This is a genomic window from Microbacterium sp. 1.5R (assembly GCF_007667425.1).
Taxonomy (GTDB): domain Bacteria; phylum Actinomycetota; class Actinomycetes; order Actinomycetales; family Microbacteriaceae; genus Microbacterium.
Window position 1 is genome coordinate 479975 of sequence record NZ_VDRC01000002.1, and the last position, 25464, is coordinate 505438.

Sequence of the window (25464 nt, forward strand, 5' to 3'; positions counted from 1 at the left end):
CTCACTGCACCTTCCCGGTCCTGCTCAGCCAGTCGACGGTAGAATTGCAGGGTGACTTCGACTGCCGTACATCTCCCGACCCCCCGCATCCCACGAGTACGTGCGGCGGCAGGTCGGCTTCAGGATAACCCGGTGGTCGGACAGAAGCGTGTTCTGCTCGCCGCCCCCCGCGGATACTGCGCCGGTGTCGACCGGGCCGTGGTCGCGGTCGAGAAGGCCCTCGAGCGTTACGGAGCGCCGGTCTACGTGCGCAAGCAGATCGTGCACAACATCCACGTGGTGACCGAGCTCGAGGAGAAGGGCGCGATCTTCGTCGAGGAGGTCGACGAAGTCCCCGAGGGTGCGCACGTCGTCTTCAGCGCGCACGGGGTGTCGCCGGCCGTCGTGAACGCGGCATCCGATCGTGGTCTGCACGCCATCGACGCCACGTGCCCACTCGTCACCAAGGTGCACCGCGAGGCGGTGCGCTTCGCGCGCGACGACTTCGAGATCCTGCTCATCGGCCATGACGGCCATGAAGAGGTGGAGGGGACGGCGGGCGAGGCGCCCGAGCACGTCACCGTCGTGAACTCCCCGGAGGAAGCGGACACGGTCGAGGTCAAGGACCCGTCGAAGGTCGTCTGGCTGTCGCAGACCACGCTCTCGGTGGACGAGACGATGGAGACCGTCAACCGTCTCCGCACGCGCTTCCCCGACCTGCACAACCCGCCGTCCGACGACATCTGCTACGCGACCCAGAACCGCCAGGTGGCGATCAAGAAGGTCGCGAAGAATGCGGATCTCGTGATCGTCGTCGGATCGGCGAACTCGTCCAACAGCGTGCGCCTCGTCGAGGTCGCCCTCGAGTACGGCGCGAAGGCGGCGTACCGGGTCGACTATGCCGAAGAGGTCAAGCAGGAGTGGCTGGAGGGCGTCGCCACGGTCGGCGTCACCAGCGGTGCCTCCGTACCCGAGGTGCTCGTCCGCGAGGTGCTCGACGCCCTGGACGGCGCCGGCTACCGCGACGTCGAAGAGGTGAAGACGGCGGAGGAGGACCTCATGTTCTCGCTGCCGAAGGAACTGCGGCAGGATGCCTCGGGTCAGCGCGACTCGCGGGCACTGGGAGGTCGCGCGTCCGGCGGGGGCGCATAGCGGTGAGCGCCGCGGAGGCGGAGCCGACCCTCATCGGGTCGGTGCAGCGCGCGCTCCGTCTGGTCGACATCGTGGCGAACTCGCCGCGACCGATGCCGGTGAAGACCCTGTCCTCCGTCACCGGACTCACCCCTGGCACGACGTACAACCTGGTGCGCACGCTGATCCACGAGGGGTACCTCGCGAACGAGCCCGACGGGCTGGTGCTCGGCACGAGGTTCCCGGCGTTCCAGTCCGAGACCGACGCCCGCGGCGTCTTCCTCGCACGGGTGAGGGCGGCGCTTCGCACGGTCACCGACGAGCTCGGCGCCACGGCCTACCTCTCGCGGTACCACGACGGTGAGATGCACCTCGTCGACATCGTCGACGCCGTGCGCAACCCCCGCATCGAACTGTGGGTCGGCCTCGACGCGAGCGCGCATGCGACCGCTCTCGGCAAGCAGATCCTCGCGGATCTCTCCGACGAGGAGCGACTCGACTACCTCGCGCGTCACCGGCTCGAGGAGCTGACGCCGCGGACGATCAGCGATCGACGAACGCTGCTCACTCAGCTCGAGCACTCGCCCGGGTTCGCGCTGGATCAGGAGGAGTACGCGATCGGGAACACCTGCGTGGCAGTGCCGGTCATCGCGCCGAATGTGATGGCATCCCTGGCGATCTCGATTCCCTCGGAGCATCTCGTCGACCGGGCCCTCGTGACGCGGATGCAGCAGACCGCCCGGCGGCTGTCCCTGCAGCTCGGTGCCGACGCGCTGGACAGGACGGGCGCCGCGCCCGATTTCTCGATCTGACGCCGGTTCACTATCTGAAGAAATCGCCCTGGCGGCGGGCCGCGGGCTTTCCTATCATCGAAGATGTAGCGCTCTGTGCAACGACGCTACTGGTATGAGAACGTCCCCAGCGTTCCATCTACCAGGACGGCAGGTGTCCCCAGCACCCGTCGTCCACGGCCCCGAGGATCCCCAAGCCTCCGGGGCCGTCTTCGTTTTCGGACGCGGCCGCGCCGGCGTTCGCGCGGTTCTCGCTGAGAACGACTCAGAGCTGCGCCGGATAGCATGACTGGATGACCGATAACCGGCCCCAGTACGGAGAGCTCGCCACTCCGGAGGAGCAGCGCAGAGCGGCGGGACTTCCGCCTCTCGATCAGATGCCGGAGGTCGTCGTCGCGACATCGGCGCCGAGTGCTGAAGCCACGGAGCCGGCCAGGCGCGCGAGCCCCGTCGACCGCTTCATCACGATCGCACTGCTCGCCTACGGTCTCATCAACGTGGTCATGACCGGGTTGTCGTATCTGGACTTCCCGGCGACGATGAACGAGGTCATGAAGGTCGTCGGCGTGGACGGCGAGTTCACCAACATCGCTCAGGGTCGCCTGTGGGGGACCATCGCTGCGATCGTTCTCGTGGTCGGGTGGTCGCTGACCGCCGCGATCTCCATCCGCCGCCTGCGCAGCCGTCGGATCAGCTGGTGGGTCCCGGTCGTCGGCGCGGCCCTCACTCTTCTGCTCACCTCGATCTGCGCGGCGATACCGATGATGAGCGATCCCGCGTTCCTCGAGTACATCACGAGCACCACCGGGCGCTGAGCCCGGAAAGACCGATGCCCCGGCCGAGTCGGCCGGGGCATCCGTCTGTCCGCAGCGGTCAGCTCTGGGACTGGCCGTACGAACCCAGCTGGCGGGTCGACTCGACCACACGGGCGGCCATGGCCGTCTCGGCGACCTTGCCCCAGGCGCGGGGGTCGTACTGCTTCTTGTTGCCGACCTCGCCATCGACCTTCAGCACGCCGTCGTAGTTCTTGAACATGTAGTCGGCGATGGCACGCGTGTAGGCGTACTGCGTGTCGGTGTCGATGTTCATCTTGATGACGCCGTTCGCGACCGCGAGGGCGATCTCATCGTCGGTCGATCCGGAGCCGCCGTGGAAGACGAGGTCCAGCGGCTTGGCGGAGGTGTTGTACTTCGCAGCCACCTGCTCCTGGATCTCTCCGAGCAGCTCGGGGCGGAGCTTGACGCCACCCGGCTTGTACACGCCGTGGACGTTGCCGAACGTGAGAGCGGCGATGTAACGGCCCTGCTCGCCGAGGCCGAGCGCCTGTACGGCCTGATCGACATCTGCGAACGTCGTGTAGAGGGCCTCGTTCGAGCCCTCGTGCTGCACGCCGTCCTCCTCGCCGCCGACGACGCCGATCTCCACCTCGAGGATGGCGTTGATCGCCTTCATGCGGGGGAGGAGGTCCTTCGCGATCTCGATGTTCTCGGCGAGCGGCACGGCCGAGCCGTCCCACATGTGCGACTGGAAGATGGGGTTGCGGCCAGCCTTGACCTCTTCTTCGGATGCCGCGATGAGCGGCTCGACGAAGCCGGCCAGGGCGTCTTTCGGGCAGTGGTCGGTGTGCAGTGCCACGGTCACGGGGTAGTTCTTGGCGACCTCGGTCGCGTAACGCGCGAAGGCGAGCGCGCCGGTGGCTCGGGCCTTGACGGTGTGACCCGCGAAGTAGTCGGCACCACCGGTGGTGACCTGGATGATGCCGTCGGAGCCGGCCTCGGTGAGACCCTGCAGGACGGAGTTGATCGTCTGCGAGCTGGAGACGTTGAATGCGGGGTACGCGAAGCCGCCGGCCTTCGCGCGGTCGAGCATTTCGGCGTACTGATCCGGGGTGGCGACGGGCATGAGAACTCCTGCGATAGGGGAAGCCGGGACAGCAGTCACTCTATCGGGGCCGGGCTCCGGATGCCGTCGGCACCGCCGACTGCGGAGGTCGCCCCTGCGCTGCTGTTAAGAATCGAGATTCCTTCACTCATCAGAGGCGGAAAACCGAGGGTGGACGTGTCTATCCGTCGATAAGCTGGCCCCATGGTGAGTCTGACGGCCGATCTGAGCCCCCTGCGTCCCGACCGAAATCTCGCAATGGAGCTGGTGCGTGCGACCGAGGCGGCGGCGATCCGTGCCGTCCCCTTCATCGGGCGCGGGGCGAAGGAGGCGGCCGACGGTGCGGCGGTCGACGCGATGAGGGCCTTCCTGGGCACTGTCGCGTTCCAGGGCCGCGTCGTGATCGGCGAGGGGGAGAAGGACAACGCCCCCATGCTGTTCAACGGCGAGGTCGTCGGGACGGGGACCGGGCCCGAGTGCGACATCGCGGTGGATCCCATCGACGGCACCTCGCTCACCGCCGCTGGACGTCAGAACGCCCTGTCCGTGATCGCCGTGTCAGATCGCGGATCGATGCTCGATGCGTCGAGCGTGTTCTACATGGACAAGCTCGTCACGGGGCCCGCAGGTGTCGGCGTCGTCGACATCCGGCTCCCCATCGGCGAGAACATCCGCAAGCTCGCGGGTGCCCTCGGCAAGCCGGTCGACGAGATCGTGGTGTCGGTCCTCAATCGGCCACGGCACGAGAAACTCATCCAGGAGATCCGGGATGCCGGAGCGGGTACCCGCCTGATGAGCGATGGCGACGTCGCCGGAGGCATCAACGCGGCACGACACGCCGCGCGCACCGACATGTGCGTCGGCGTCGGCGGCAGCCCGGAGGGCATCGTCACGGCGTGCGCGATCAAGGCGCTCGGCGGCCACATCCAGGGCCGCCTGTGGCCGCGCGACGACGACGAACGCCAGCGCGGCATCGATGCAGGGCTCGACATGGACAAGGTGTATGAGGCGGACGACCTCGTGCGCGGCGACAACACGATCTTCGTGGCCACGGGCGTCACCGACGGGCAGCTCGTCGCCGGAGTGCGGCGCGAGCAGGGCTACATCTACACGGAGAGCGTCGTGTTGCGCGGCGCCTCCGGCACCCTGCGTCGCATCGCCTCGGAGCACCTCGTCTCGAAGTGGCTGTGATCTGATCCGAACGTCGTCGGCTGGTCATCGTTACCGAGCCGGTATGGCCCGAGGACGACCCTGCTCCGAGCTTTTCTGCGTGGGCGTGTCACAATTGACCCTGGGTTTGTCGCCGTCGACGGAGCCGCCAGGCACCGCAGGCACAGGAGGGCGAACAGATGGCAACGCAGCAGACGAGTGGATCTCAGGCCGCACGCACGAAGATCGTCACCACGAACACGGGCCGCATTCTTCGGGTGAACCTGGACGAGGTCTCCGCCCCTGGCGCCGCCGCGCCGACGGCTACTCCTGCGGGAGCGGCGTCTCCGATCGTCACCGACCCGGCCCGTCGCGCGGACGTGCTGTTCCGCAAACGGCGCGATGAAGGGCATGAGCTCAGCTCGTGGTGGATGATCGGTGCGTTCGTCGTGACGAGCGGCCTCGTCATCCTCCTGATGAGCGGCGTTCCCGGCGTCGCCTGAGTCGAGCGCCCATCGGGTCACCCCCGCAGGGGACCCTGCTGGTCAACGGGACCCTGCTGGTCGTCGAGACGCGTTCGGATCTCGCCCACGTCGGCGAAGAGCGAGTCATCGGGAAGTTCCCGCTCCGCGCCTTGGCTTCGATTCGCGCTGTCGCCTCGCTCCGCGCTATCGCTTCGCTCCGCGCTGTCGAGGAGCTCGGGCGCGGTGAAGCGCCGAGTCTGCGTGGTCACGCCCTTCGGTGACTCGGCGAGCCCCGAGGTGTCTATGCCGGGGAACTGACGCGCCGTCACGAGCACCCGGCTCTCGAGCGATCCTGCGAAGCGGTTGTAACTCTCGACGGTGCGCTCCAACGCGCGCCGCAGATCGTCGGCGTGTCCGGCGACGACCCCCAGTCGGTCGTACAACTGCGTCCCGAGGGCGAGGAGAGCGCGAGCCTCGGTCGAGACCTCCTGCTGCGTCCAGGTGTAGGCGACCGTCTTCAGCACCGCCCAGAGATTCACCGGCGAGGCGAGCGCGACGCGACGACCGAACGCATAGTCGAGCAGAGTCGGGTCTTCGTCGATCGCGGCGGAGAGGAGCGACTCGCTGGGAAGGAAGCAGATCACGAACTCGGGCCCGGACTCGAGTCCGGACCAGTACGCCTTCTTAGCGAGCGCGTCGACGTGTGCGCGCACGGCCTTGACGTGCTTCTGCATGTGCGTGCGGCGCAGCGCCTCATGTGCGTCGCCGACCGGGAGCGCGGAGGCTTCGAGGAAGGCGTCGAGGGGTACCTTCGCGTCCACCGCGATCGATGCGCCACCGGCCAGCCTGATCACCATGTCGGGGCGCCCCTGCCCGCGGTCGGAGAAGATCGTGGTCTGCAGATCGAAGTCGACGTGCCGAGTGAGCCCTGCCGCTTCGACGACGCGACGCAGCTGCGTCTCGCCCCAGACTCCACGCGTCGCGGTCGAGCGCAGCGCACCTGCGAGAGATTCAGTCGTCGCCCGAAGGGCCTCGTCCGATTCCTGCGCCCGGCGCAGCTGCTCGGCCAGCGAGCCGAACTGCTCATGGCGCTCCTGCTCCATGGCGGACACCTTGGTCTGCATCTGCCGCAGGCTCTCGCGTACCGGCGCGAGTGCCGTCAGCACCGCGTTCTGCTGCTGGACGCGTTCGGCCTCTGCCCGTTGCGCCGACCGCGAGTGCTCGACGGCGTCGCGATAGAGGTCGTACTGACGGTCTCTATCGTCGCGCAGCGCGGCGAGCTCGGCCTCCGCGCGTGCGAGGTCGACTCCGCCGCGCCCGGCGCGCAGCAGCCACCCGGCGGCGGCGCCCATCAGCACCGCGACGAGGAGGAGAACGACCGTCAGAGCATCCATGGCCCCATCGTGCACGTGGCCTCCGACATTCCCCGGAGGGACCCGGAGATCAGGCGCGGCTCGGGCATTCGGCGTTTCGCAGAGCCGGGCGGCGAGGGGCGGAGTGTCGAGTGACGCGGGCCCGAGGCGGAGGCCTCAGGCGACGGCGAGGCCCGGTACCGTGACGAGGGTCTCGGTCGGGCGCGGCTGCCGGGCGCGAGGAGTCGTCACTCGCAGGCTGAGAGCCTCGGCGAGGGCGAACACGTCGGGCACGGCGAGACGGTGCGCTGCGTCCATCACGATGTGCGCGCATGCGAGGGCATCCGCGAGGGCGTCGTGGTGGGAGAACCCGGTGAACCCGGCCGCCTCGGCAGCCTTCGGCAGACGGTAGGACTCGAGGTCGTAGACCTTCCTCGCCACCTGCAGGCTGCAGAGCGACCGGTACGGCGGGCAGTCGAGGCCGGTGGCCTCGGACGCGCGACGCAGCACGTTGAGGTCGAACCCGGCGTTGTGGGCCACGAGCACGTCCGAGCCCGCGAAGTCGCACAGGGCGGCGAACTGGTCGAACCACGAGGAGGCGGAGACGACGTCCTGCGCCCGGATTCCGTGGATCCGTGTGTTCCACTCCTGGAACTCGTCGTGCCCTGCCGGCGGGCGGATCAGCCACCCCGCGGTGGCGACTACTCGGCCGTCGCGGACTCGCACGAGTCCGACGGAGCACGCGGAGGCGGGGCTGGAATTCGCCGTCTCGAAGTCGATCGCGGTGAAGTCCAATGGCACGCATCCACTCTCTCCCGGGGGCAGCGGCGGGGGAGGAGGACGCGCCGTAGGCTGGCGACATGAGCGATGGACTGTCGACCTCCTTCGGTGCCGAGGCGCACAACTACGAGCTGGGGCGGCCCGACTACCCCTTCGACGCCGTGGCGTGGATGCTCGATCCGATGCGTGCCGACTCGCGCCGCATCGCCGACGTCGGGGCGGGGACCGGCAAGCTGACGCGGGTCCTCGCCAAGGCACCTGACGCCGAGATCGTCGCCATCGATCCGGATCCCGAGATGCTCGCCGCGCTGCGCGGGGCTGTCCCCGGGGTGCCGACGTTCGTGGGCGCCGCCGAGAGCCTCCCGCTTCCCGACGCCAGTGTCGACGCCGTCGTCCTCGGACAGGCGTGGCACTGGGTGGACCCGGTGCTCGGTTCGGCCGAAGTCGGGCGAGTGCTCCGTGACGGCGGAGTGCTCGGGCTGATCTGGAACATCCGCGACGAGCGGGTCGACTGGGTGCGCCGGCTCACAGAGATCATGCACGGCAGCCACGCCGAGATCATGCTCGCCGGCGGCGGACCAGAGGTGGCGCCGCCGATGGGGGCGCTCGAGGAGCAGACCTGGGAGTGGGCGCGACCCATCACGCGCGACCTTCTGCACAGGATGGCGTCATCGCGGAGTTACATCATCACCGCGCCGGACGACGAGAAGCAGCGGATCCGGCTCTCCATGGATGCACTGTTCGACGAGCTCGGTCTCGACGGCGAGGCGACGATCGACCTCCCGTACGTAACGCGGGCCTTCCGCAGCATCAAGGGCTGAGCGGCGCGGAGCGAGACGTGACTCGGTCGGTCCGGCAGAGGCGGCCGGGTAGACTCGTACCCCGTGGCTCTCACTATCGGAATCGTCGGTCTGCCCAACGTCGGCAAGTCCACCCTCTTCAACGCCCTGACCAAGAACGACGTGCTCGCGGCGAACTACCCGTTCGCGACGATCGAGCCGAACGTCGGCGTCGTCAACCTCCCCGACCCGCGTCTCGACAAGCTGGCGGAGATCTTCCACAGCGAGCGCATCCTGCCCGCCGCGGTGTCGTTCGTCGACATCGCCGGCATCGTGCGCGGCGCGAGCGAGGGCGAGGGACTCGGCAACAAGTTCCTCGCGAACATCCGCGAGGCCGACGCGATCGCACAGGTCGTCCGCGGATTCGCCGACGATGACGTCGTGCACGTCGACGGGGCCGTGAACCCGGCATCCGACATGGAGACCATCAACGCCGAGCTCATGCTCGCCGACCTCGAGACCGTCGACAAGGCGATCACGCGGTACGAGAAGGAAGTACGAGGCAAGAAGATCGAGCCGGTCGTGCTCGAGACCGCGAAGGCCGCGAAGGACGCTCTGGAGCGCGGCATCCTGCTGTCCACCAGCGGACTCGACCTCGCCCCGATCCGGGAACTCGGACTTCTCACCTCGAAGCCCGTCATCTTCGTGTTCAACGTGGACGAGGGCGTGCTCACCGACGCCGCCCGCAAGGAGGAGCTGGCGGCGCTCGTCGCCCCCGCGAAGGCGATCTTCCTCGACGCGAAGATCGAGTCCGAGCTCAAGGACCTCGACCCCGAGGACGCAGCGGAGCTGCTCGCCTCGACAGGCCAGGACGAGTCGGGTCTCGACCAGCTGGCCCGCATCGGCTTTGACACGCTCGGCCTGCAGACCTACCTCACCGCGGGCCCGAAAGAGGCGCGCGCCTGGACGATCCCCAAGGGGTCGAAGGCGCCGCAGGCCGCTGGAGTCATCCACACCGACTTCGAGAAGGGCTTCATCAAGGCCGAGATCGTCTCGTTCGACGACCTCGTCGAGACGGGCTCCGTCGTCGAGGCCCGCGCCAAGGGCAAGGCCCGCCTCGAGGGCAAGGAGTACGTCATGCAGGACGGCGACGTCGTGGAGTTCCGCTTCAACAACTGACCGGCTCCCAGCCGGCGGTTCATGCCCGCACGGCGAACACCACGCGATTGTCCTCGTACGAGCCGGCCGACTGGTCGAACACGCCGCCGCAGGTGATGAGTCGCAGCTCGTCGTCCGCCACGGCCCCGAACACGCGCACGGTCGGGAAGTCCGCCTTCGCGTAATCGGCGACCTCGACCACGCGGTAGGTGTGCCGGATGCCGTCGGCGTCGGTCACATCGACCAGGTCGTCCGGCACGAGCTCGCGCAGCCGGAAGAACACCGCGGCGCCGGTCGGGGAGTCGACGTGCCCGGCGATCACCACCGGGCCGTGTCCGCCCGGGCGACCTCCGCCCGTGAACCACCCCACTGCGTCGAAGTCGGCGGGGACCTCCATGGTGGCGTCCGCGGTCAGCCCGAGGTCGATCAGCGGCTCATCGAGGTCGATTCTCGGGATGGAGACGCGCGCGGGCTCGACGCCGACCGGGCCGGAGATGGCACCGGCATCGGCCGGAGACTCCGTCGGCGGGGGAGCGCTCGACGGCGCGGCCGAGGCGGCCGGCGGCGACGACTGCTCCGGAGCAACAGCGACGGGCTGACCCGCGCACGCGACGAGGAGGGCGGCCGAAACCACGACGACAGCCGCACCCCACGGCGCCGGCCAGAGGCGAGCGCGACGCCGTGGGGATCCGAGCGGTGCGATCACCGGGTCGATGCACGCCGACGAAGGCGCAGGACCACTCCTGTGGCGGCGAGGAGGGCCGCGACCCCGGCGGCGATGCCGGTGCCCGCGCCCAGCGCGGACGACTCAGCCGCGGTTCCGCCGGCGCCCGTGTCGATTCCGCCGACCGGCACCTGAGTGAGCTGGCCGCGCACCACACCCGCCGCGAACGATGCGGTGTGGGAGTCGGCCGAGAAGCCTGCGGGATTCGCCTCGAGCTGCGCCAGGGTGAAGCCCGTGCCCGTGTCGACGCCGTCGACCAGCACGCCGGTCGTGAACGGTCCCTGCATGCAGCCGGAGCTCGTGCGAGGACCATCGCCGATCGGAGCCGGGTTCGGGAACGCGATACGAGGGGGACCGGGCTTGCCCGCATCCGCCTGATGGATGTGCGTGGCGGTGCGCGCGGGGCTCTGGTAGTCGCCGGTGACTCCGGTGAGCTCGATGTCGTAGCAGATGATGTCGAGGTCGGAGTTGACGCGGAACGAGAACGTGCCCGCCGCGCCTGGCTCTCCCGGTGCCGCGACGCCGTCATTGTTCACCACGGTGTCAGGAGTGGCCAGCACGGTGAATGCGCTGGTGAACGACGACGGCTCGTCGACCGCGGTGTCGGCGTGGGCGGGGGCGGCGGTGAGCACCAGACCGAGCGCGGCTGCGGCTCCGACCGTGACGGTGAGGGGGCTGATCTTCTTCATCGCGAGACCTTTCATCGGGACGCCGGACGCATCCGCTTGCAGGGGGATACGTCGCGGCGGCGGGATCCGTTCATCCGTCCGCTACGAATCCCCGATGAACGGTCGGGGTCCCGCGCGCGTATCCCCTGTCGACGGTGATCTCCGGGAGGACGCATGCAAGATGCACGACGACCGCGCGCGCTCGACTCGCCCGCGGAGCGCGGGCGGCAGGGGCGTCCGCTCGACATCACGCGGGCGTTCGATGCCCACGCGTCCGCCCTCCTCGGGTTCGCCGTCAACGCGCTCCACGATCGCCACCTCGCCGAGGACTGCCTGCAGGAGGTGTTCCTCCGTGCCTGGCGGGCACGCGACCGATTCGACAGCGACCGCGCGAGTGAGCGTACGTGGCTGTTCTCCATCGCGCGCAACGTGATCGCCGACGCACTGCGTGCGAGGGCGCGGATGCCTCGTATCGGCGGTGACGAGGAGCTGGACGACCTGAGCGCCGGCGACGCGGATCCGCTCGAGCGGCTGCGGATCGCGGAGGGACTCGCCCGGTTGAGCCCCGCACACCGGGAGGCGGTGGTGGCCGTCCACCTGCACGGTCGCTCCTATCGTGAACTGTCGGACGCCACTGGCGTTCCGGTGGCGACCTGGCGCACGCGCGCCTTCCATGCACTCCGCGCTCTGCGCGGCTATCTCGAAGGGACGGAGGAGAGCGATGCGCACTCCCGATGAACGCATCGAGGAGCTCATCGCGGCATCCGTCGCCGGTGAGCTCTCGGAACTCGAAAGCGGTGAGCTGGCACAGCTCACGAGGGTGCACCCATGGATCGCCGACGAGATCACGCGCCTGCGGGATGTCGCCGAGCGCGCTGGACGGGCGGGGATCGACTGGGAGGATCCGGTGGTGACCGCCGCTCTGCGCGAGCGCGTGCTCGGCGAGATCGCCGTGGAACCCTCCGTTGAGCCGCGCCGTCGGATGCCGTGGGGCGCGCTGCTGCTCGGGGCCGCCTGCCTCACGGTCGGTCTCGGCATCGGGTCGGCCCTCCCCGGTGTGCTGTCCGCGCCTCCGTCGGGGCCCCCTGGCACGCTCGGCGCCTACGAGCCCCTGATCGTGACGGAGTCGGCGGGCATCGACGTGGATGCCGATCTCGTCGCCCACACCTGGGGCACCGAGGCCGTGCTCGATCTCGACGGGCTGACCGCGGGCGAGACCTACCGCGTCGTCTTCGTCGGCGAGGACGGCACGGAGTTCCCGGCGGGCGAGATGCGCGGTTCCGAGGTGCCGATCCACTGCCGGCTCAATGCCGCAGTGCTTCGCGAGCAGACGGTGCGACTGGAGGTGCGTTCGGAGGAGTCGGCGGTCATCGCCAGTGCGGATCTGCCGCGCGTCTGACGACTGATCCGCCCATGACACGCTCGCGTCGCGTCGGCGAGGCCCGCACCCTCTCGAACGGAGCGATCCGTTCGAGAGGGCGCACGAGCATCCGATCGGGCGGGCGGATGCGCCGGCTCACTCCTTGTTCATCGCGTCCTGCGCCGCGCCGGCGACCTTCTCCACGACGTTCGGCATGTCGGTGGTGCCGTAGAAGCGCGCGTCGGGACGGGTGGGCGGCGGCATCTCGGCCGTCGTGGTCGGACCCTCGTGGTAGCTGAACTCGCCCTTGCCGTCGGGCGTCGGCCCGCTCGCCCACGACCCCTCGGCGGCCGCCGCCCCGTCGCTGAAGTTCAGGTACTGGTACGACACCTCGCGGTGCTCCTTGTTCAGCGGGAAGTTGCTCGGCACGGGCAGCTCCTCGGCGCCCTCCGCCTTGAGCTCCTCGACCGCGGCGAGCCACTGGTTCTGGTGCATCGTGTCGCGGGCGAGCAGGAAACCCAGCATGTCCCGGATGCCGTGGTCATCGGTCATGTGGTACAGCCGCGCGACCTGCACGCGCCCCTGCATCTCGGCGTTGGCATTGGCCATGAAGTCGGCGAGGAGGTTGCCGCTGGACGTGATGTACGACCCCTGCCAGGGGTTGCCGTTGCTGTCGACCGGGCGGGCACCGGCGCCCGCGACGATGCCCTGCTGCACGTCGGTCCCTCCGACGATCGCGGCGACGGTCGGGTCGTCCTGCACGGCATCCTCCGTGATGCCGAGAGGTGCCTTCTCGAGCAGCTGCGCGATCATGATCGCGAGCATCTCGACATGCCCCATCTCTTCCGCACCGATGCCGAACACGAGATCGCGGTACTTGCCGGGGATGTGCATGTTCCACGCCTGGAACTGGTATTGCAGTGCCACGGTGATCTCGCCGTACTGTCCGCCGAGCACCTCCTGCAGCTTTCGCGCGTAGACGGCATCCGGGGCCTCGGGTGTCGCGGAGAACTGGAGCTCTTGTCGATGGAAGAACATGGTGCGCCTTTCTGGGGGTCTGTCGGTGGACTGGCCATGCAACGCCCGTGACTCCGGATCACGAGGGGGCTTTCCAGATCCGCTCGACCCTGCGACAATCGCGCGCCCGTCGCAGGCGAGGCGCGCGCGCACCCGCTCGTCGCCAGCGAGCGGGATACGCTGGAGGGCGAGGGGCTGATGGCGCCGGAACGCGCACGCCGCAGCGCGATGCCCCTCGCCACCACTGAGACGGCACGAGGAGACCCACGCCCATGACCGACACCCAGATCTTCGAGCCCGACGGCCGCGCGATCCCCTTCGCCGACGAGGGCGACGGTCCGGTCAAGCTGGTCCTCATCCAAGAGCAGGGTCTCGCCGCCGATGTGTTGGGCGTCGCCGCGCACTACCTCGCCGAGGAGGCAGGCTTCCACGTGCTGCGCATCGGGCATCGATCGGGCGACGCGACGCTCGACGAGCGGGTCGAGGATGCTGTCGCCGTGATCGACCACGTCGGCATCGACGACACCTGGATCGGCGGACACGGCTTCGGCGGCACGATCGCCCGCGCTCTCGTCGCCGCGCATGCCGACCGCGCGAACGGACTGCTGCTGCTCGGCGTGGAGGACGTGGACATCGCGGTCGCCCCGGCGATCCCGGTGCTCATCGTGCAGGGCACCGAAGACACCGACACGCCGCCCGCGAACGCCGAGGCGCTGCAGTCGACCATGCCCGACCGTTCGAGCATCAAGACCATCGCCGGCGATCACCTCTTCCCGGTGCACCATCCGATCGAGACCGGCGTCATCATCGAGGAGTACCTCGACTGGGACTGACCCCTCGAACGGGCGCGGTCGCGCGCTGAGCGATCGGCCGGCTGGGCTGGAAGGATGGTGTGATGACCGCCACGCTCGTCGCCCAGAACCTGGCCGGTGGCCACGGCCACCGCATCCTCTTCGAGGGGCTCGACCTGACCGTCGCTCCCGGCGACGTCGTGGGCGTGGTGGGTGCGAACGGTGCGGGAAAGTCGACCCTGCTGCGGCTTCTCGCGGGGGTCGACGCGCCCGTGGACGGCACGGTCTCGCTCGCACCCGCCGATGCGTTCGTCGGGTGGCTGCCGCAGGAGCATGAGCGTGTGCCCGGCGAGACGGTCGCCGAGTACATCGCCCGCCGTACGGGCTGCGCCGACGCCACCAGGGAGATGGATGCCGCGGCGGTGGCGCTCGGAGACCCCGGCCTGGCTCCCACCGGCACCGACCCTGCCGAGACGTATTCGGCGGCCCTCGAGCGCTGGCTGGCCAGCGGCGCCGCCGACCTCGACGACCGCATCCCGACGGTGCTCGCCGACCTCGGTCTCCCGAGCGGCGGACGTGTCGACGAGCACACTCTCATGACGGGCCTGTCCGGCGGACAGGCTGCGCGAGTGGGGCTGGCGGCGCTGCTGCTCTCACGCTTCGACATCGTGTTCCTCGATGAGCCGACCAACGACCTCGATCTCGACGGCCTCGACCGGTTGGAATCGTTCGTCCGAGGGCTCCGCGGGGGAGTGGTGCTCGTCAGCCACGACCGAGAGTTCCTCGCCCGCAGCGTCACGCGCGTGCTCGAACTCGATCTCGCCCAGCACACGCATCGGCTGTACGGCGGCGGGTACGACGCGTTCCTCGAGGAGCGCGCCGTCGTGAAGCGGCACCTGCGGGAGAAGTACGACGAGTTCGCCGAGAAGAAGGCCGACCTCGTCGCCCGTGCGCGCACGCAACGGGAGTGGTCGAGCCAGGGCGTGCGCAATGCCATGAAGAAGTCGCCGGACAACGACAAGCTGCAGCGCAAGGCGTCGACGGAGTCCAGCGAGAAGCAGGCGCAGAAGGTGCGCCAGATGGAGAGCCGTATCGCGCGCCTCGACGAAGTGGAGGAGCCGCGCAAGGAATGGCAGCTCGAGTTCACCATCGGCTCAGCGCCTCGGTCGAGCACGGTCGTGTCGACGGTGAGCGCCGCGGTGTTCCGTCAGGGCGACTTCGCGCTCGGGCCGATCTCTCTGCAGGTCGACGCCGGCGATCGCATCGGCATCACGGGGCCCAACGGCGCCGGGAAGTCCACCCTGCTGCGCGGTCTGCTCGGACGCCAGGACCCGGACGAGGGCTCCGCGAGCATGGGCGCCAGCGTGCAGATCGGCGAGATCGACCAGGCTCGGTCACTGCTGCGGGGAGCGGCCGCTCTCGCTGACGCTTTCGAGACAGCGGTGCCCGAGATGTCCTCGGCCGAGGTCCGCACTCTGCTCGCGAAGTTCGGACTCAAGGCCGACCATGTCACCCGCCCCGTCGATGAGCTGTCGCCCGGTGAACGGACCCGCGCTGCGCTCGCCCTGCTGCAGGCGCGCGGCGTGAACCTGCTCGTGCTCGACGAGCCGACCAACCACCTCGACCTCCCCGCGATCGAGCAGCTGGAGCACGCCCTGGAGAGCTACACCGGCACGCTGCTGCTCGTCACGCACGACCGGCGCATGCTCGACGCGGTGCAGACCACGCGGAGGTGGCTGGTCGACGACGGCACCGTCGCGGAACGCTGAGAGCTCCGCGCCGACAGGGGATCAGCGCCCTTGGCGTTTCTTGTACGGCTTCGGCTGCCCTTTGACGATCGGCGCACGCCCCTTGCCCTTCGACGCCTTGGCCTTGCCGCCGGCCGGCGCCACCGTCTTCGGGGCGGGCGGGGGAGCGGCGTCGACCGCCGCCCGTGCCTCTGCGAGGAACAGCGTGCCCACGTTGGTGAGTCGCGGAGTGCCCTCGCGATTGATCAGCGCATGGCCCACCTCCGCCTCGAGCTTGTCGAGGGTCGTATACAGCGAGGCCAGCGGGATGCCGAGCTGCTCGGCCGCCCGGGGGAAGTGCAGCGTCTCCGCGAGCACCACGTAGCGGCGCAGCAGTGCGATCTTCATTCGGGTTCGCCTCCTCGGCGGTGGTCTCGGGTCAGCCCCCTCCAACCTACGCGAGACGCGATGCCGCGACGCACCGGCCCCGGACGCACGGATGCCGCGGCTCGGCGAGCCGCGGCATCCGTGGTGAAGCAGGGGAGCTCAGGCGACCTGGCTGAGCACGGCGAAGGACACCGCGCCCTCGTCGTCCACCCCGGCGTCGAGCACCTTGTCGTCGAGCGCGGCTGCCGCGGTCTCGTCGAGGAAGAGCCGGGTTCCGGAGACCTCGACCACCTGATCAGACGGCTCGGGGTCGGGCGCGACGAGCACGGCGAGACGAGCACCGCCGTCGGGGCCGGGATCGGGGGTCGAGTGGATGCGAAGACCTGCGTCGGCGGCGTCGGTCTGACGGCTGACGAGGGTGGTCACGATGGCGGTTGCGTTGTCGGTGAGGGTGAGCACGAGACTCTCCTTCCGGTAGCGGACACGACGCGGTCGCGACGTGTCCGGGCCACGATGCCGAACCCCGTCCGCCTGATCAACCCGACGCGCCCGGTTCGGAGGGTTCTCCCACCGGATGCAGAGGTTTGCGCAGGAACACCTGGTCGGTGCCGTCGCCCTGGGGGATGCGGTCGCTCTCCGTGTACCCGCATGCCTCGTACAGCCGGATGTTCGCCTCGCTGAGGCTGCCCGTGAAGAGCTCCGCCGTCTCCGCCGCCGATGCCTCTTCAGCGGCGGTCAGCAGGCTGCGGCCGATGCCCTCGCCCTGCATGTCGGGGGCGATGGCGATGCGCCCGATCAGCAGCATCCGCTCGTCTTCGGTGAAGCGGATCGCGCCGACGAGGCGACCGTCGACCCGCGCGCCGAATCCCGAGCCCGACCGCAACTCCGCCTCCACCTCGGCGAGCGTCTGCGTGAGCGGCGGCATGTCGGCGCTGCCGTAGATCTGCGCCTCCGACACGAAGGCGGCGCGCTGCAGCGTCATCACCTCCCCGGCATCCTCCGGCCTGAGCGGCGCGATGTCGATCTGCTCGTTCCTGTCCGTCATTCGTGACCTCCGCAGGCCACCTTCGGGGGTGCGGGGAGCGGGTGTCAAGCCCCTCGATCGAGCGGATCGACGCGCGTAACGTCACCACTCAGGAGGTTTACTTATGGCTGAGAAGAAGAGCACGACGAACACCGCAGAGACCAAGCGCGGCGCGAAGACCACCCGCCGGCAGAACGCCGAGAAGGGCTTCACGGCGTCACCCACGTTGGCGGCCAACCTGCAGACGGTGCTGGTCGACCTGATCGAGCTGTCGCTGCAGGGCAAGCAGGCGCACTGGAACGTCGTCGGACGCAACTTCCGCGACACCCACCGCCAGCTCGACGAGATCATCGACGCCGCCCGCACGTTCAGCGACACGGTCGCCGAGAGGATGCGTGCCCTGCACGCCGTGCCGGACGGGCGCACCGACACGATCGCGGAGACGACCTCGCTGCCCGCCTTCCCCATGGGTGAGGTGTCGACCGAGGACACGATCGACCTCATCACCGCTCGCCTCGAGGCCGTCATCGGCACCATGCGAGACGTGCACGACGCGGTCGACGAGGAAGACCCCACGTCGGCGGACATCCTGCACGCGGTCCTCGAGAGCCTCGAGCAGTTCGCGTGGATGGTCAGCGCCGAGAACCGCACCCCTGCACACAGCTGACACCACAGACGCAGCTGGTATCGCTGCTGGACGGGCTCGGACTCATCCCTCGCGGATGTCGTTCCGGGCCCGTCGCACGAGGGTCGGCATAGCCAGCCACAGCGCCGCGATCACCACGACCGACGCGACGAGCGCGATGAGACCGGCGGTGCGGTTGACCGTGAAGTCGATGATGAGCGTCGTCACACCGACTGTGAGTGCGGCGATCACGATCAGATCGATCCGCACGATGCGTGCCGCCACCCGCACGAGCTGCGGTTTGCGCTGGCGCCCGAACAGCGCCCTGTGCATCCCGACCGGCGCGAGTGCGAGGATGGTCGCCAGAGCCGCGAGGCCGACGAGAACGACGTACACGTCGCGCTGGAAGGCATCCATGTCCTCGAACCGAGGCTGGAACGCGACCGCGAGGAGGAAGCCCGTGAGGATCTGCGTGCCAGTCTGCATGACGCGGAGTTCCTGGAGGAGCTCGTCCCAGTTGCGGTCGGCGCGCTCGTTGGCGGTCTCGTCGCGACCGTCCCTGCGGTCGTCGCGTTCGATCGGGTGCAGCGGGCGGTCTTCCGGGTCCATGACGACAGTCTTCCGGTCCGCGATTCCCGGTGTCCAGAGTCTTGCCTCGCCGGCCACCGGCCGATTCACGAGGGGCGGCCGGCGATGACTCTGCCGCCCATCAGGGAATGGTGGAACGACCTCTCCGACGAGGCGAGGCTCGGCGTCTTCGAGCACGCGCCGCATGTCGGCGAGGTCGCTCGTGAGGAGATCCGCGAGATCACCGGCGCTGTCGTCGGCATGGCCGAGACATTGACCGACGACGACCTGGATTATGCGCGGTCGGAGACCGAGAAGGGCGCCTGACCGGGTTCTTCGCGGAGCCGCGGCTCACGGCGACGTTCGGGCCGCAGGCCCGCCTTGTCGGAGTAGAAGGCGCGGATGCGGTCCATATCGGCGCCGATGTCACCCGTCAGCTCGATGGTGGGTCCGAGCCCCGTCGTCATGGTCGTCCGGTCGACGAACCCGAGCGTCACCGGCATCCCCGTCTCGCGAGCGATGCGGTAGAAGCCGGACTTCCAGTACCCCGTCGCGCTGCGCGTACCGTCAGGAGTCACGACGAGGCCGAAGACCTCACCCTGGTGGACCCGTGCCACCACGTCGCCGACCACACGGGCGGGGTCGGCGCGATCGACGGGGATGCCACCGAGGCGGCGCATGATCGGACCCCGCCACCCCCGGAACAGGCTGCTCTTGCCGAGCCATCGCACATCGATGCCGAGGCGCCAGGCGATCGCGAGCATGAGCACGAAGTCCCAGTTCGACGTGTGCGGAGCGCCGATCAGCACGGTCGGCCGGGTCGGCGCGGATTCGGCTACGAGGGTCCATCGGCTGAGCGCCCAGTACACGCGGGCGAGGAGTCGGGTCACCATCCCCCCACGCTAGGGGAACGGGCTGTCGATTCCCTGGCGGTTGACAGGCCGCCGGTCGACGTGAGCGGTGCGCACCGGAGGATGGATGCGGACGATGCCATCCCCGTGCAGCAGGCGTACCATCGAGGGATGGCCACCACACGGGAACCCGAAGAGCACGAGACGCGCCCGGCGCTGTCGCCGCTGCCCGGCGCCCTGAATCTGCTGGAGGACGTCGACGACAGCCTCGGCTACTGCAGCGGCGGAGTCTGCTGCTTCACCGCGCCGAAGAAGCCGTAGCCCGCGCCGCGACTTCCCAGCCGTCGACATCTCGCGCCATCCAGGAGACCCCGCGATGACGCCGTGACCCCGGCGTGCTGACGTCCGCACGCAGGGGTCACGACGCTTCGAGCGATCAGTGGCCGCTGTGGAAGCCCGACGGTTCTTCCGCGGGCTTGCGCACGAAAGCACTGAGCACGACGGCCGCGAGCGAGATGATCGCCGCGATGAGGAATGCCGTCCGAGCTCCCGGCGCGCCGGCGACGGCGGTCGACAGGCCCTCGCTCTCGCCTGCGTGCAGGATCGACGAGTAGGTGACCGTCAGCAGCGCCACTCCGGCGGCGCCGCCCACCTGCTGCAGCGTGTTGAGCACAGCCGAGCCGTGCGAGTACAGCGAGCGGTCGAGCGAGCCGAGCGAGGCCGAGAACAGGGGCGTGAACGACATAGCGAGGCCGACCGACATCGCGGCCTGCACGATGATGAGAACCCAGAACGCCGTGTCCTGACCGACCGTGGAGTAGAAGAACAGCGCGGCGGAGACGAGGATCGTCCCGGGGATGAGCAGGGGGCGCGTGCCCTTCGCGTCGTAGATGCGTCCCATGACCGGACCCAGCAGACCCATCAGCACGGAGCCGGGGAGCAGGATCAGCCCGGACTCGAGGGCGTTCAGACCCGCCACGTTCTGCAGGTACTGCGGCAGCAGTGTGAGGGTGCCGAACATCGACAGGGCGAGGATCGTCATGATGATGACCGAGAACGTGAAGTTCATCGACCGGAACACGCGCAGATCGAGCAGGGCGTCGTCGGCGCGCTGGAGGACCAGCTGACGCCAGACGAAGAGGCCGAGCGCGACCGCCCCGACGACGAGCGCGGTGATACCAGCTGCCTCGCCGGAGCCGCCCTCGCCGCCGAACTGGCTGAGGCCGAAGACGATGCCGCCGAAGCCGAGCGCCGCGAGCGGGATGGAGAGCACGTCGAGCGGGACGACGCGTGTCTCGCCGAGATTCGTCATCCACTTCACACCGATCAGCAGTGAGATGAGCGCGATCGGCAGGATGATGGCGAACAGCGCGCGCCAGTTCAGCGTCTCGAGCACGGCGCCGGCGAGCGTCGGGCCGATCGCCGGTGCGAGGGAGATGACGAGGCCGACGCGACCCATCATGCGACCGCGGGACTGCGGCGGCACGACGTTCATGATGGTCGTCATCAGCAGCGGCATCATGATGCCGGTGCCTGCGGCCTGGATCACGCGGCCGGCGAGCAGCACGGTGAACCCCGGGGCCACGAGCGCCACGAGGGTTCCCAGCGAGAACGCCGTCATCGCGGCGATGAAGACCTGACGCGTGGTGAACCGCTGCAGGATGAAGCCCGTGGTCGGGATCACGACGGCCATCGTCAGCATGAACGCGCTGGTCAGCCACTGGCCGAGCTCCGGCGGGATGCCGAGGTCGGCGTTGAGATGAGGGATGGCGATGCCCATCGTCGTCTCATTGAGGATGGCGACGAAGGCGGCCACGAGAAGCAGCCAGATCACGCGCATGTCGCTGGGCGCGATGTCGCCTCTCGCTGCGGAAGGGGGCGTGGTGATGGAACCGGTGTCGACGGCAGACATGCGGCGGCCTCCTAGGAGCGGAAGAGGGAGGAGTGCGCGAGAGCGCGGGGACCATTCAGCGTAACGTCAGGTTCGGACATTCCATTCCGCATCCGAGCCGATCCGCTGGCGACGATGATCCGGTCCCGGCGATTCGGGGCCGGTGTCGCCGGTGCTGACTACGCTGGCGGGATGAGTATGGGCGGGATGGCAGGGCGGGGCGGCGGCTTCCGCGGCGTCGACGAGGCGGCGCAGCGGCGCTTGAACGCCGAGGCGCCCCGCATCAGGGGGCTCGGTGCCCGCGTCGTGGCGCTGTTCCGGCCGTATCGCTGGCGAATCGCTCTGACCGGTGTGCTCGTCGTCGTCGGAGCGGGCATCGCCGTCATACCGCCGCTCCTCGTGCAGCGCATCTTCGACGACGCCCTCTTCCCGGTCGACGGAGGGGGCCCGCAGCTCTCGCTGCTGGGGTGGCTCGTCGGCGGCATGATCGGACTGTTCCTGCTCTCGGCCGTGCTCGGCGTCGCGCAGACCTGGCTCACCTCGACCGTGGGCAACAGCGTCACCGGTGATCTGCGGGTGCGTCTCTTCGAGCACCTGCAGGCGATGGAGCTCGGCTTCTTCACCCGCACGAAGACGGGCGTGATCCAGTCACGGCTGCAGAACGACGTCGGCGGCGTCTCCGGCGTGCTCACCAACACCGTGACCAGCATCCTCGGCAACGTCGTCACCGTGATCGCCTCGCTCGTCGCGATGATCCTGATCGACTGGCGGCTCACCCTGATCGCCGTCGTGCTCATGCCGTTCCTCATCATCGTCCAGCGTCGGGTCGGCCAGGTGCGGGCGCGCATCGCCGGAGAGACGCAGGAGTCCCTCTCCGAGCTGACGTCGATCACCCAGGAGACCCTGAGCGTGTCGGGCATGCTGCTGTCGAAGGCGTTCAACCGGCAGCGCACCGAGTCGGCGCGCTACCAGGCCGAGAACCGCAATCAGGTGGTGCTGCAGGTGCGTCGCGCGATGAGCGGCCAGGGCTTCTTCGCGGTGGTCCAGGTGCTGATGGCCAGCGTCCCTGCCATCATCTACCTCGTCTCCGGCTACCTCATCGCGGGTGGCACGGGCGCGATCACGGCCGGCACGGTCGTGGCGTTCACCACCGTGCAGGCTCGACTGCTGCAGCCGCTCATGGGGCTCATGCGCGTGTCGCTCGACCTCCAGACATCCTCCGCGCTGTTCGCGCGCATCTTCGAGTACCTCGACCTCGTGCCGGAGATCCGCGACGCTCCCGACGCGATCGATGTCGGGCAGGCGCCCGGGCCGCGCGGCAGGATCGAGTTCGACGACGTCGTCTTCCGCTACCCCGACGCGGCGGCGGATGCGCGCCCGACCCTGCAGGGCGTGTCGTTCGTGGCCGAGCCGGGGCGCCATGTGGCGTTCGTGGGGCCCTCGGGCGCAGGCAAGACCACGGTCCTGTATCTCGCACCTCGTCTGTACGAGGCGCATGGCGGCGCGGTGCTCTTCGCCGGCGCCGATGTGCGCTCGCTCACCCAGGAATCGATCATCGACCAGGTAGGGATCGTCTCGCAGGAGACCTATCTGTTCCATGCCACCATCCGCGAGAACCTGCTGTACGCCAAGCCGGGCGCCACCGACGAGGAGATGATCGCCGCGTGCACGGCGGCCAACATCCACCACATCATCGACGGTTTCGAGCAGGGCTACGACACCGTCGTCGGGGAGCGCGGATACCGACTCTCCGGCGGCGAGAAGCAGCGCATCGCGATCGCGCGCGTCCTGCTGAAGGACCCGCCGGTGCTGCTGCTCGACGAAGCGACCTCGGCTCTCGACACCGTGTCGGAGCGCGTCGTCCAGGAAGCCCTCGACGAGGCTGCCAAGGGGCGTACGACGCTCACGATCGCGCACCGTCTGTCGACGGTCATGTCCGCCGACGTCATCCATGTGCTCGAAGCCGGTCAGATCGTCGAGTCCGGCACCCACGCCGAACTGCTCGCGCTCGGCGGCCTGTACGCCGAGCTCGCGGCGCAGCAGGTGGCCGCATCGAGGGTCCTCGACACCGAGGCCGAGGTCGAGCAGGCCGTCTCGGGCGGTGTCGGCGCCGCGCTCACAGAGAGGCGGGCCGACCGGGCGCCTGATGACTCGGCCGGAGCGGATGCCGCGGCGACCCTCACCGCCTCGGTGCCGCTGCTCGACGCGCCGCCCGCTGATGACCGGGTGTATCCCGACCAGCAGTAACCGTGGCAGTAGCAGTCGCACTGTCCGGGAGTGGGGGATCCCACGCGAGCACGAGCGCACCCGGGCGGTCGACGCTGCGGCACGCAGCGGCGAGATGTCTGCCTCGAGGCTGTCTGCGCGGAGGTCCCGTCTCAGCGCTGCAACCCGTGGCTCAGTGCACCGACAAGCCGCCGTCCACGAACAGCGAGTGCCCGGTGATGTACGCCGACCCGGCGCCGGCGAGGAATACGGCCGCGGCGGCGAAGTCCTCGGGCAGTCCGTTGCGGCCGATCATGGTGCGGGCGGCGAGGGCGGCGATCTGCTCCGGGTCCTCCTGCAGACGTGCATTGAGCGGGGTGAGCACGAACCCGGGGACGAGGGTGTTGCTCGTCACGCCGGCCTCACCCCATGCCTCGGCCTCAGAGCGCATGAGCGACTCCACCGCGCCCTTCGATGCCCCGTACACGCCGCTCGACACGAACGCGCGATGAGCCTGCTGCGAGCTGATGTGGATGAGTCGTCCGTACCCGCGCGCGGCCATGCCGCGCGCATACCGTTGTCCGAGGAGGAACGGCGCGAGCGCGTTCACGGTCATCGTGGCATCCCAGTCGTCCTCCGTGATGTGGGTGAACGGCGGGCGGATGTTGATGCCGGCCGAATTGACGAGGATGTCGGGTTCTCCGAAGGGCTCCGCCGCGGCGTCGGCGACCGCGCGGATGCCGTCGCGGGACCCGAGATCGCCCACGACGCCGGCCGCGCGGCATCCGAATCCCTCCAGCTCGGCCACGGTGCTCGCGATCCGCTCCTCGCCGCGTGCCACGATCACCGTCGCCGCCCCGGCGCGGGCGAGCGCGGTCGCGATGCCTCGTCCGATGCCCGAGCTCCCGCCCGTGACGACGGCGGTGCGGCCGTGCAGCGAGAATAGGTCGGCGAGGTAGTCGTTCATCGTCTCTCCCGGGGCGTGGTCGAACGGAGGGCTCTCACCAGCCGAGACCGGCGGCGAGGGTGGGATCGGGGCGTGCGTCGGCGTACTCGGGGAGCGACTGCAGGTCGGCGACGAAGGCGTCGAGCGTCGCCGCATAGTCGGGGTCGGGATGCTGCGCCGCGATGTCACGGAGCGGGGGGAGATCCATCGCGAGGATCAGGTTCAGACGTGCCGTCACCGCCCCGCCGGCTCCCGCCTCGTGAAGCACGCGGATGCCGCCGCGCAGCGCGGCGAGATAGTCGCGGAGAACGGGGAGCCGCGCCTTGCCCTGGGTGATCGAGGAGCCGTCGGCACGCACACGCCAGCGGACGACCGCATCGGGGATCACGTCGAAGGCGCGCGCCCGGGTGTAGAGGAGCTGGGCGACGACCTGGTCCTCGTAGGCCACTCCCTCGGGGAATCTCAGGTCGTGCCACATGTCGGTGCGGCTCACCTTCGACCAGGCGACGATGTTCGCGCTCGCCGCGGGGTGCGCGGTGATCGTCGTGCCGAGTCGCTCGGGATCCGTCGCTGCGGCGACCCACGGCTGCACGCGCCCGGAGACGTAGGCCTCGCCGTCGAAGCGCGATCGGACGTACGCCGCGGCCACGAGATCGCTGCCGCTCACGGCGAGAGTTCCCGTCAGGCGGGCCAGGGCCGCGGGGGTGAGCTCGTCGTCGGCATCGAGGAAGCCGACCAACGGGGTGTCGACGAGGTCGAGAGCCGAGTTCCGGGCAGCTCCGAGGCCGCGCGATTCCGCATGCGTGACCACACGGAAACGCGGGTCGGATTCGGCCGCCTCGGCGAAGACAGCGGCAGTCGCGTCCCGGGATCCGTCGTCGACGAGAACGGCCCGCCACCGCGGCTCGCTCTGAGCCCGCAGGGAATCCAGCGCGGCCGGTGCGAAGTCGGCGATGTCGCGACCGGGGACGATCATCGTCACGATCGGGTCGGAGGCGGTCACCAGCCGAGTCTATGGCGCAGCGCGGCGCGGTCCGCGTCGCCGAGGCCGGCAGGATCGGGGTGGGATGTACGCGGGTACACGATGACGCGGGCACACGCTGGCACACGCTGGCACGAGCACGACGGATGGGTGCGACGGCATGGACGCGACGGCACGGGCGCGGGCCGGATGGCGCGGTAACGACGGACGGGAGCGACGGCGCGGGCGACGGCAT

29 protein-coding genes are annotated in these 25464 nt (G+C 69.3%); 15 read left to right on the top strand and 14 right to left on the bottom strand.

All coding sequences use genetic code 11. The features are described from left to right. Nucleotides 1-87: 87 nt before the first annotated feature. The 3 genes from FSY98_RS13195 (at nt 88) to FSY98_RS13205 (ending at nt 2716) form a co-directional block, all read left to right on the top strand. Complete coding sequence (locus FSY98_RS13195) at nt 88-1131, top strand: 4-hydroxy-3-methylbut-2-enyl diphosphate reductase (RefSeq protein WP_186307718.1); 1044 nt, start codon at nt 88-90, stop codon at nt 1129-1131. A 2-nt stretch (nt 1132-1133) separates the two neighbouring features. Beyond that, on the top strand, nt 1134-1922 hold the full coding sequence (locus tag FSY98_RS13200) for an IclR family transcriptional regulator (RefSeq protein ID WP_144877118.1): 789 nt from the start codon (nt 1134-1136) through the stop codon (nt 1920-1922). A gap of 272 nt (nt 1923-2194) precedes the next feature. Next, nucleotides 2195-2716 (top strand): DUF6264 family protein, encoded by a 522-nt coding sequence (locus FSY98_RS13205; RefSeq protein WP_144877119.1) that lies wholly within the window; start codon nt 2195-2197, stop codon nt 2714-2716. A gap of 58 nt (nt 2717-2774) precedes the next feature. On the opposite strand, the gene fbaA is transcribed toward FSY98_RS13205, so the two are convergent. Further along, nucleotides 2775-3803 (bottom strand): class II fructose-bisphosphate aldolase, encoded by a 1029-nt coding sequence (gene fbaA / locus FSY98_RS13210; RefSeq protein ID WP_144877120.1) that lies wholly within the window; start codon nt 3801-3803, stop codon nt 2775-2777. 183 nt (nt 3804-3986) lie between these two features. Here fbaA and glpX point away from each other — a divergent pair, with 183 nt between their 5' ends. After that, a complete protein-coding gene (gene glpX, locus FSY98_RS13215) occupies nt 3987-4973 on the top strand; it encodes a class II fructose-bisphosphatase (protein WP_144877121.1) in 987 nt (328 codons plus the stop codon). A 158-nt stretch (nt 4974-5131) separates the two neighbouring features. Beyond that, the gene (locus FSY98_RS13220) at nt 5132-5434 is read left to right on the top strand and encodes a hypothetical protein (RefSeq protein WP_144877122.1); all 303 of its coding nucleotides are present in this window, start codon (nt 5132-5134) and stop codon (nt 5432-5434) included. A gap of 17 nt (nt 5435-5451) precedes the next feature. On the opposite strand, the gene FSY98_RS13225 is transcribed toward FSY98_RS13220, so the two are convergent. Then, nucleotides 5452-6789 carry a DNA recombination protein RmuC gene (locus FSY98_RS13225; protein WP_144877123.1) on the bottom strand — a complete coding sequence of 446 codons (1338 nt, stop codon included), beginning with the start codon at nt 6787-6789 and terminating at the stop codon, nt 5452-5454. A gap of 135 nt (nt 6790-6924) precedes the next feature. Then, nucleotides 6925-7548 carry an exonuclease domain-containing protein gene (locus FSY98_RS13230; RefSeq protein ID WP_144877124.1) on the bottom strand — a complete coding sequence of 208 codons (624 nt, stop codon included), beginning with the start codon at nt 7546-7548 and terminating at the stop codon, nt 6925-6927. A 59-nt stretch (nt 7549-7607) separates the two neighbouring features. On the opposite strand from FSY98_RS13230, the gene FSY98_RS13235 reads away from it, so the two are divergent. Further along, nucleotides 7608-8348 carry a class I SAM-dependent methyltransferase gene (locus FSY98_RS13235; RefSeq protein ID WP_144877125.1) on the top strand — a complete coding sequence of 247 codons (741 nt, stop codon included), beginning with the start codon at nt 7608-7610 and terminating at the stop codon, nt 8346-8348. A 63-nt stretch (nt 8349-8411) separates the two neighbouring features. Continuing rightward, on the top strand, nt 8412-9485 hold the full coding sequence (gene ychF / locus FSY98_RS13240; protein ID WP_144877126.1) for a redox-regulated ATPase YchF: 1074 nt from the start codon (nt 8412-8414) through the stop codon (nt 9483-9485). Nucleotides 9486-9504: 19 nt separating this feature from the next. On the opposite strand, the gene FSY98_RS13245 is transcribed toward ychF, so the two are convergent. Together FSY98_RS13245 and FSY98_RS13250 are read right to left on the bottom strand one after the other, a co-directional pair. Then, nucleotides 9505-10098 (bottom strand): class F sortase, encoded by a 594-nt coding sequence (locus FSY98_RS13245; protein ID WP_144877127.1) that lies wholly within the window; start codon nt 10096-10098, stop codon nt 9505-9507. 68 nt (nt 10099-10166) lie between these two features. Then, entirely contained in the window at nt 10167-10877 is a 711-nt protein-coding gene (locus FSY98_RS13250; RefSeq protein ID WP_144877128.1) for a CHRD domain-containing protein, read from the bottom strand. A 153-nt stretch (nt 10878-11030) separates the two neighbouring features. Here FSY98_RS13250 and FSY98_RS13255 point away from each other — a divergent pair, with 153 nt between their 5' ends. Together FSY98_RS13255 and FSY98_RS16780 are read left to right on the top strand one after the other, a co-directional pair. Beyond that, nucleotides 11031-11594, top strand: a complete 564-nt coding sequence (locus tag FSY98_RS13255; RefSeq protein ID WP_144877129.1) for an RNA polymerase sigma factor — start codon at nt 11031-11033, stop codon at nt 11592-11594. Then, nucleotides 11578-12255, top strand: coding sequence for a hypothetical protein (locus FSY98_RS16780; protein WP_186307687.1), 678 nt, complete (start codon nt 11578-11580; stop codon nt 12253-12255). The genes FSY98_RS13255 and FSY98_RS16780 overlap by 17 nt, the downstream gene beginning before the upstream one ends. 117 nt (nt 12256-12372) lie before the next feature. On the opposite strand, the gene FSY98_RS13265 is transcribed toward FSY98_RS16780, so the two are convergent. After that, nucleotides 12373-13254: a manganese catalase family protein gene (locus FSY98_RS13265; protein WP_144877130.1), complete on the bottom strand. Its 882-nt coding sequence runs from the start codon at nt 13252-13254 to the stop codon at nt 12373-12375. Nucleotides 13255-13505: 251 nt separating this feature from the next. Here FSY98_RS13265 and FSY98_RS13270 point away from each other — a divergent pair, with 251 nt between their 5' ends. Continuing rightward, nucleotides 13506-14066, top strand: a complete 561-nt coding sequence (locus FSY98_RS13270; RefSeq protein ID WP_144877131.1) for an alpha/beta fold hydrolase — start codon at nt 13506-13508, stop codon at nt 14064-14066. 62 nt (nt 14067-14128) lie between these two features. Then, on the top strand, nt 14129-15793 hold the full coding sequence (locus FSY98_RS13275; RefSeq protein WP_144877132.1) for an ABC-F family ATP-binding cassette domain-containing protein: 1665 nt from the start codon (nt 14129-14131) through the stop codon (nt 15791-15793). A gap of 21 nt (nt 15794-15814) precedes the next feature. On the opposite strand, the gene FSY98_RS13280 is transcribed toward FSY98_RS13275, so the two are convergent. The 3 genes from FSY98_RS13280 to FSY98_RS13290 all read right to left on the bottom strand — a co-directional run bounded on the left by FSY98_RS13280 (nt 15815) and on the right by FSY98_RS13290 (nt 17183). Continuing rightward, nucleotides 15815-16159: a LysR family transcriptional regulator gene (locus tag FSY98_RS13280; RefSeq protein WP_144877133.1), complete on the bottom strand. Its 345-nt coding sequence runs from the start codon at nt 16157-16159 to the stop codon at nt 15815-15817. Nucleotides 16160-16297: 138 nt separating this feature from the next. Next, complete coding sequence (locus FSY98_RS13285; RefSeq protein WP_144877134.1) at nt 16298-16597, bottom strand: Fe-S cluster assembly protein HesB; 300 nt, start codon at nt 16595-16597, stop codon at nt 16298-16300. A 76-nt stretch (nt 16598-16673) separates the two neighbouring features. Next, nucleotides 16674-17183: a GNAT family N-acetyltransferase gene (locus tag FSY98_RS13290; protein ID WP_144877135.1), complete on the bottom strand. Its 510-nt coding sequence runs from the start codon at nt 17181-17183 to the stop codon at nt 16674-16676. A 103-nt stretch (nt 17184-17286) separates the two neighbouring features. On the opposite strand from FSY98_RS13290, the gene FSY98_RS13295 reads away from it, so the two are divergent. Further along, entirely contained in the window at nt 17287-17829 is a 543-nt protein-coding gene (locus tag FSY98_RS13295; RefSeq protein WP_144877136.1) for a Dps family protein, read from the top strand. Between the two features lie 42 nt (nt 17830-17871). On the opposite strand, the gene FSY98_RS13300 is transcribed toward FSY98_RS13295, so the two are convergent. Continuing rightward, nucleotides 17872-18396 (bottom strand): DUF6328 family protein, encoded by a 525-nt coding sequence (locus tag FSY98_RS13300; RefSeq protein ID WP_144877137.1) that lies wholly within the window; start codon nt 18394-18396, stop codon nt 17872-17874. A gap of 84 nt (nt 18397-18480) precedes the next feature. On the opposite strand from FSY98_RS13300, the gene FSY98_RS13305 reads away from it, so the two are divergent. Continuing rightward, nucleotides 18481-18681 (top strand): hypothetical protein, encoded by a 201-nt coding sequence (locus FSY98_RS13305; RefSeq protein ID WP_144877138.1) that lies wholly within the window; start codon nt 18481-18483, stop codon nt 18679-18681. On the opposite strand, the gene FSY98_RS13310 is transcribed toward FSY98_RS13305, so the two are convergent. Further along, complete coding sequence (locus FSY98_RS13310) at nt 18648-19247, bottom strand: 1-acyl-sn-glycerol-3-phosphate acyltransferase (protein ID WP_144877139.1); 600 nt, start codon at nt 19245-19247, stop codon at nt 18648-18650. The genes FSY98_RS13305 and FSY98_RS13310 overlap by 34 nt on opposite strands. Before the next feature lie 129 nt (nt 19248-19376). Here FSY98_RS13310 and FSY98_RS16785 point away from each other — a divergent pair, with 129 nt between their 5' ends. Continuing rightward, on the top strand, nt 19377-19526 hold the full coding sequence (locus FSY98_RS16785; protein ID WP_186307688.1) for a hypothetical protein: 150 nt from the start codon (nt 19377-19379) through the stop codon (nt 19524-19526). 115 nt (nt 19527-19641) lie between these two features. Here FSY98_RS16785 and FSY98_RS13315 read toward each other — a convergent pair whose 3' ends face one another. Next, nucleotides 19642-21117: an MDR family MFS transporter gene (locus FSY98_RS13315; RefSeq protein WP_144877140.1), complete on the bottom strand. Its 1476-nt coding sequence runs from the start codon at nt 21115-21117 to the stop codon at nt 19642-19644. Between the two features lie 177 nt (nt 21118-21294). Between FSY98_RS13315 and FSY98_RS13320 the strand changes: the two genes are divergently transcribed. After that, entirely contained in the window at nt 21295-23343 is a 2049-nt protein-coding gene (locus FSY98_RS13320) for an ABC transporter ATP-binding protein (protein WP_144877733.1), read from the top strand. A 151-nt stretch (nt 23344-23494) separates the two neighbouring features. Here FSY98_RS13320 and FSY98_RS13325 read toward each other — a convergent pair whose 3' ends face one another. Together FSY98_RS13325 and FSY98_RS13330 are read right to left on the bottom strand one after the other, a co-directional pair. Further along, a complete protein-coding gene (locus tag FSY98_RS13325) occupies nt 23495-24268 on the bottom strand; it encodes an SDR family NAD(P)-dependent oxidoreductase (RefSeq protein WP_144877141.1) in 774 nt (257 codons plus the stop codon). Between the two features lie 34 nt (nt 24269-24302). After that, nucleotides 24303-25250: a glycosyltransferase family 2 protein gene (locus FSY98_RS13330; RefSeq protein ID WP_313955875.1), complete on the bottom strand. Its 948-nt coding sequence runs from the start codon at nt 25248-25250 to the stop codon at nt 24303-24305. Nucleotides 25251-25464: the final 214 nt, after the last annotated feature.

Bases quoted from the DNA above. Each gene is read 5' to 3' on its own strand.
- FSY98_RS13205 (WP_144877119.1), top strand. From the start codon at position 2,195: ATGACCGATAACCGGCCCCAGTACGGAGAGCTCGCCACTCCGGAGGAG.
- fbaA (WP_144877120.1), bottom strand. From the start codon at position 3,803: ATGCCCGTCGCCACCCCGGATCAGTACGCCGAAATGCTCGACCGCGCG.
- glpX (WP_144877121.1), top strand. From the start codon at position 3,987: ATGGTGAGTCTGACGGCCGATCTGAGCCCCCTGCGTCCCGACCGAAAT.
- FSY98_RS13220 (WP_144877122.1), top strand. From the start codon at position 5,132: ATGGCAACGCAGCAGACGAGTGGATCTCAGGCCGCACGCACGAAGATC.
- FSY98_RS13225 (WP_144877123.1), bottom strand. From the start codon at position 6,789: ATGGATGCTCTGACGGTCGTTCTCCTCCTCGTCGCGGTGCTGATGGGC.
- FSY98_RS13235 (WP_144877125.1), top strand. From the start codon at position 7,608: ATGAGCGATGGACTGTCGACCTCCTTCGGTGCCGAGGCGCACAACTAC.
- FSY98_RS13250 (WP_144877128.1), bottom strand. From the start codon at position 10,877: ATGAAGAAGATCAGCCCCCTCACCGTCACGGTCGGAGCCGCAGCCGCG.
- FSY98_RS13255 (WP_144877129.1), top strand. From the start codon at position 11,031: ATGCAAGATGCACGACGACCGCGCGCGCTCGACTCGCCCGCGGAGCGC.
- FSY98_RS16780 (WP_186307687.1), top strand. From the start codon at position 11,578: ATGCGCACTCCCGATGAACGCATCGAGGAGCTCATCGCGGCATCCGTC.
- FSY98_RS13265 (WP_144877130.1), bottom strand. From the start codon at position 13,254: ATGTTCTTCCATCGACAAGAGCTCCAGTTCTCCGCGACACCCGAGGCC.
- FSY98_RS13270 (WP_144877131.1), top strand. From the start codon at position 13,506: ATGACCGACACCCAGATCTTCGAGCCCGACGGCCGCGCGATCCCCTTC.
- FSY98_RS13275 (WP_144877132.1), top strand. From the start codon at position 14,129: ATGACCGCCACGCTCGTCGCCCAGAACCTGGCCGGTGGCCACGGCCAC.
- FSY98_RS13280 (WP_144877133.1), bottom strand. From the start codon at position 16,159: ATGAAGATCGCACTGCTGCGCCGCTACGTGGTGCTCGCGGAGACGCTG.
- FSY98_RS13290 (WP_144877135.1), bottom strand. From the start codon at position 17,183: ATGACGGACAGGAACGAGCAGATCGACATCGCGCCGCTCAGGCCGGAG.
- FSY98_RS13295 (WP_144877136.1), top strand. From the start codon at position 17,287: ATGGCTGAGAAGAAGAGCACGACGAACACCGCAGAGACCAAGCGCGGC.
- FSY98_RS13300 (WP_144877137.1), bottom strand. From the start codon at position 18,396: ATGGACCCGGAAGACCGCCCGCTGCACCCGATCGAACGCGACGACCGC.
- FSY98_RS13305 (WP_144877138.1), top strand. From the start codon at position 18,481: ATGACTCTGCCGCCCATCAGGGAATGGTGGAACGACCTCTCCGACGAG.
- FSY98_RS13310 (WP_144877139.1), bottom strand. From the start codon at position 19,247: ATGGTGACCCGACTCCTCGCCCGCGTGTACTGGGCGCTCAGCCGATGG.
- FSY98_RS16785 (WP_186307688.1), top strand. From the start codon at position 19,377: ATGGCCACCACACGGGAACCCGAAGAGCACGAGACGCGCCCGGCGCTG.
- FSY98_RS13315 (WP_144877140.1), bottom strand. From the start codon at position 21,117: ATGTCTGCCGTCGACACCGGTTCCATCACCACGCCCCCTTCCGCAGCG.
- FSY98_RS13320 (WP_144877733.1), top strand. From the start codon at position 21,295: ATGGGCGGGATGGCAGGGCGGGGCGGCGGCTTCCGCGGCGTCGACGAG.
- FSY98_RS13325 (WP_144877141.1), bottom strand. From the start codon at position 24,268: ATGAACGACTACCTCGCCGACCTATTCTCGCTGCACGGCCGCACCGCC.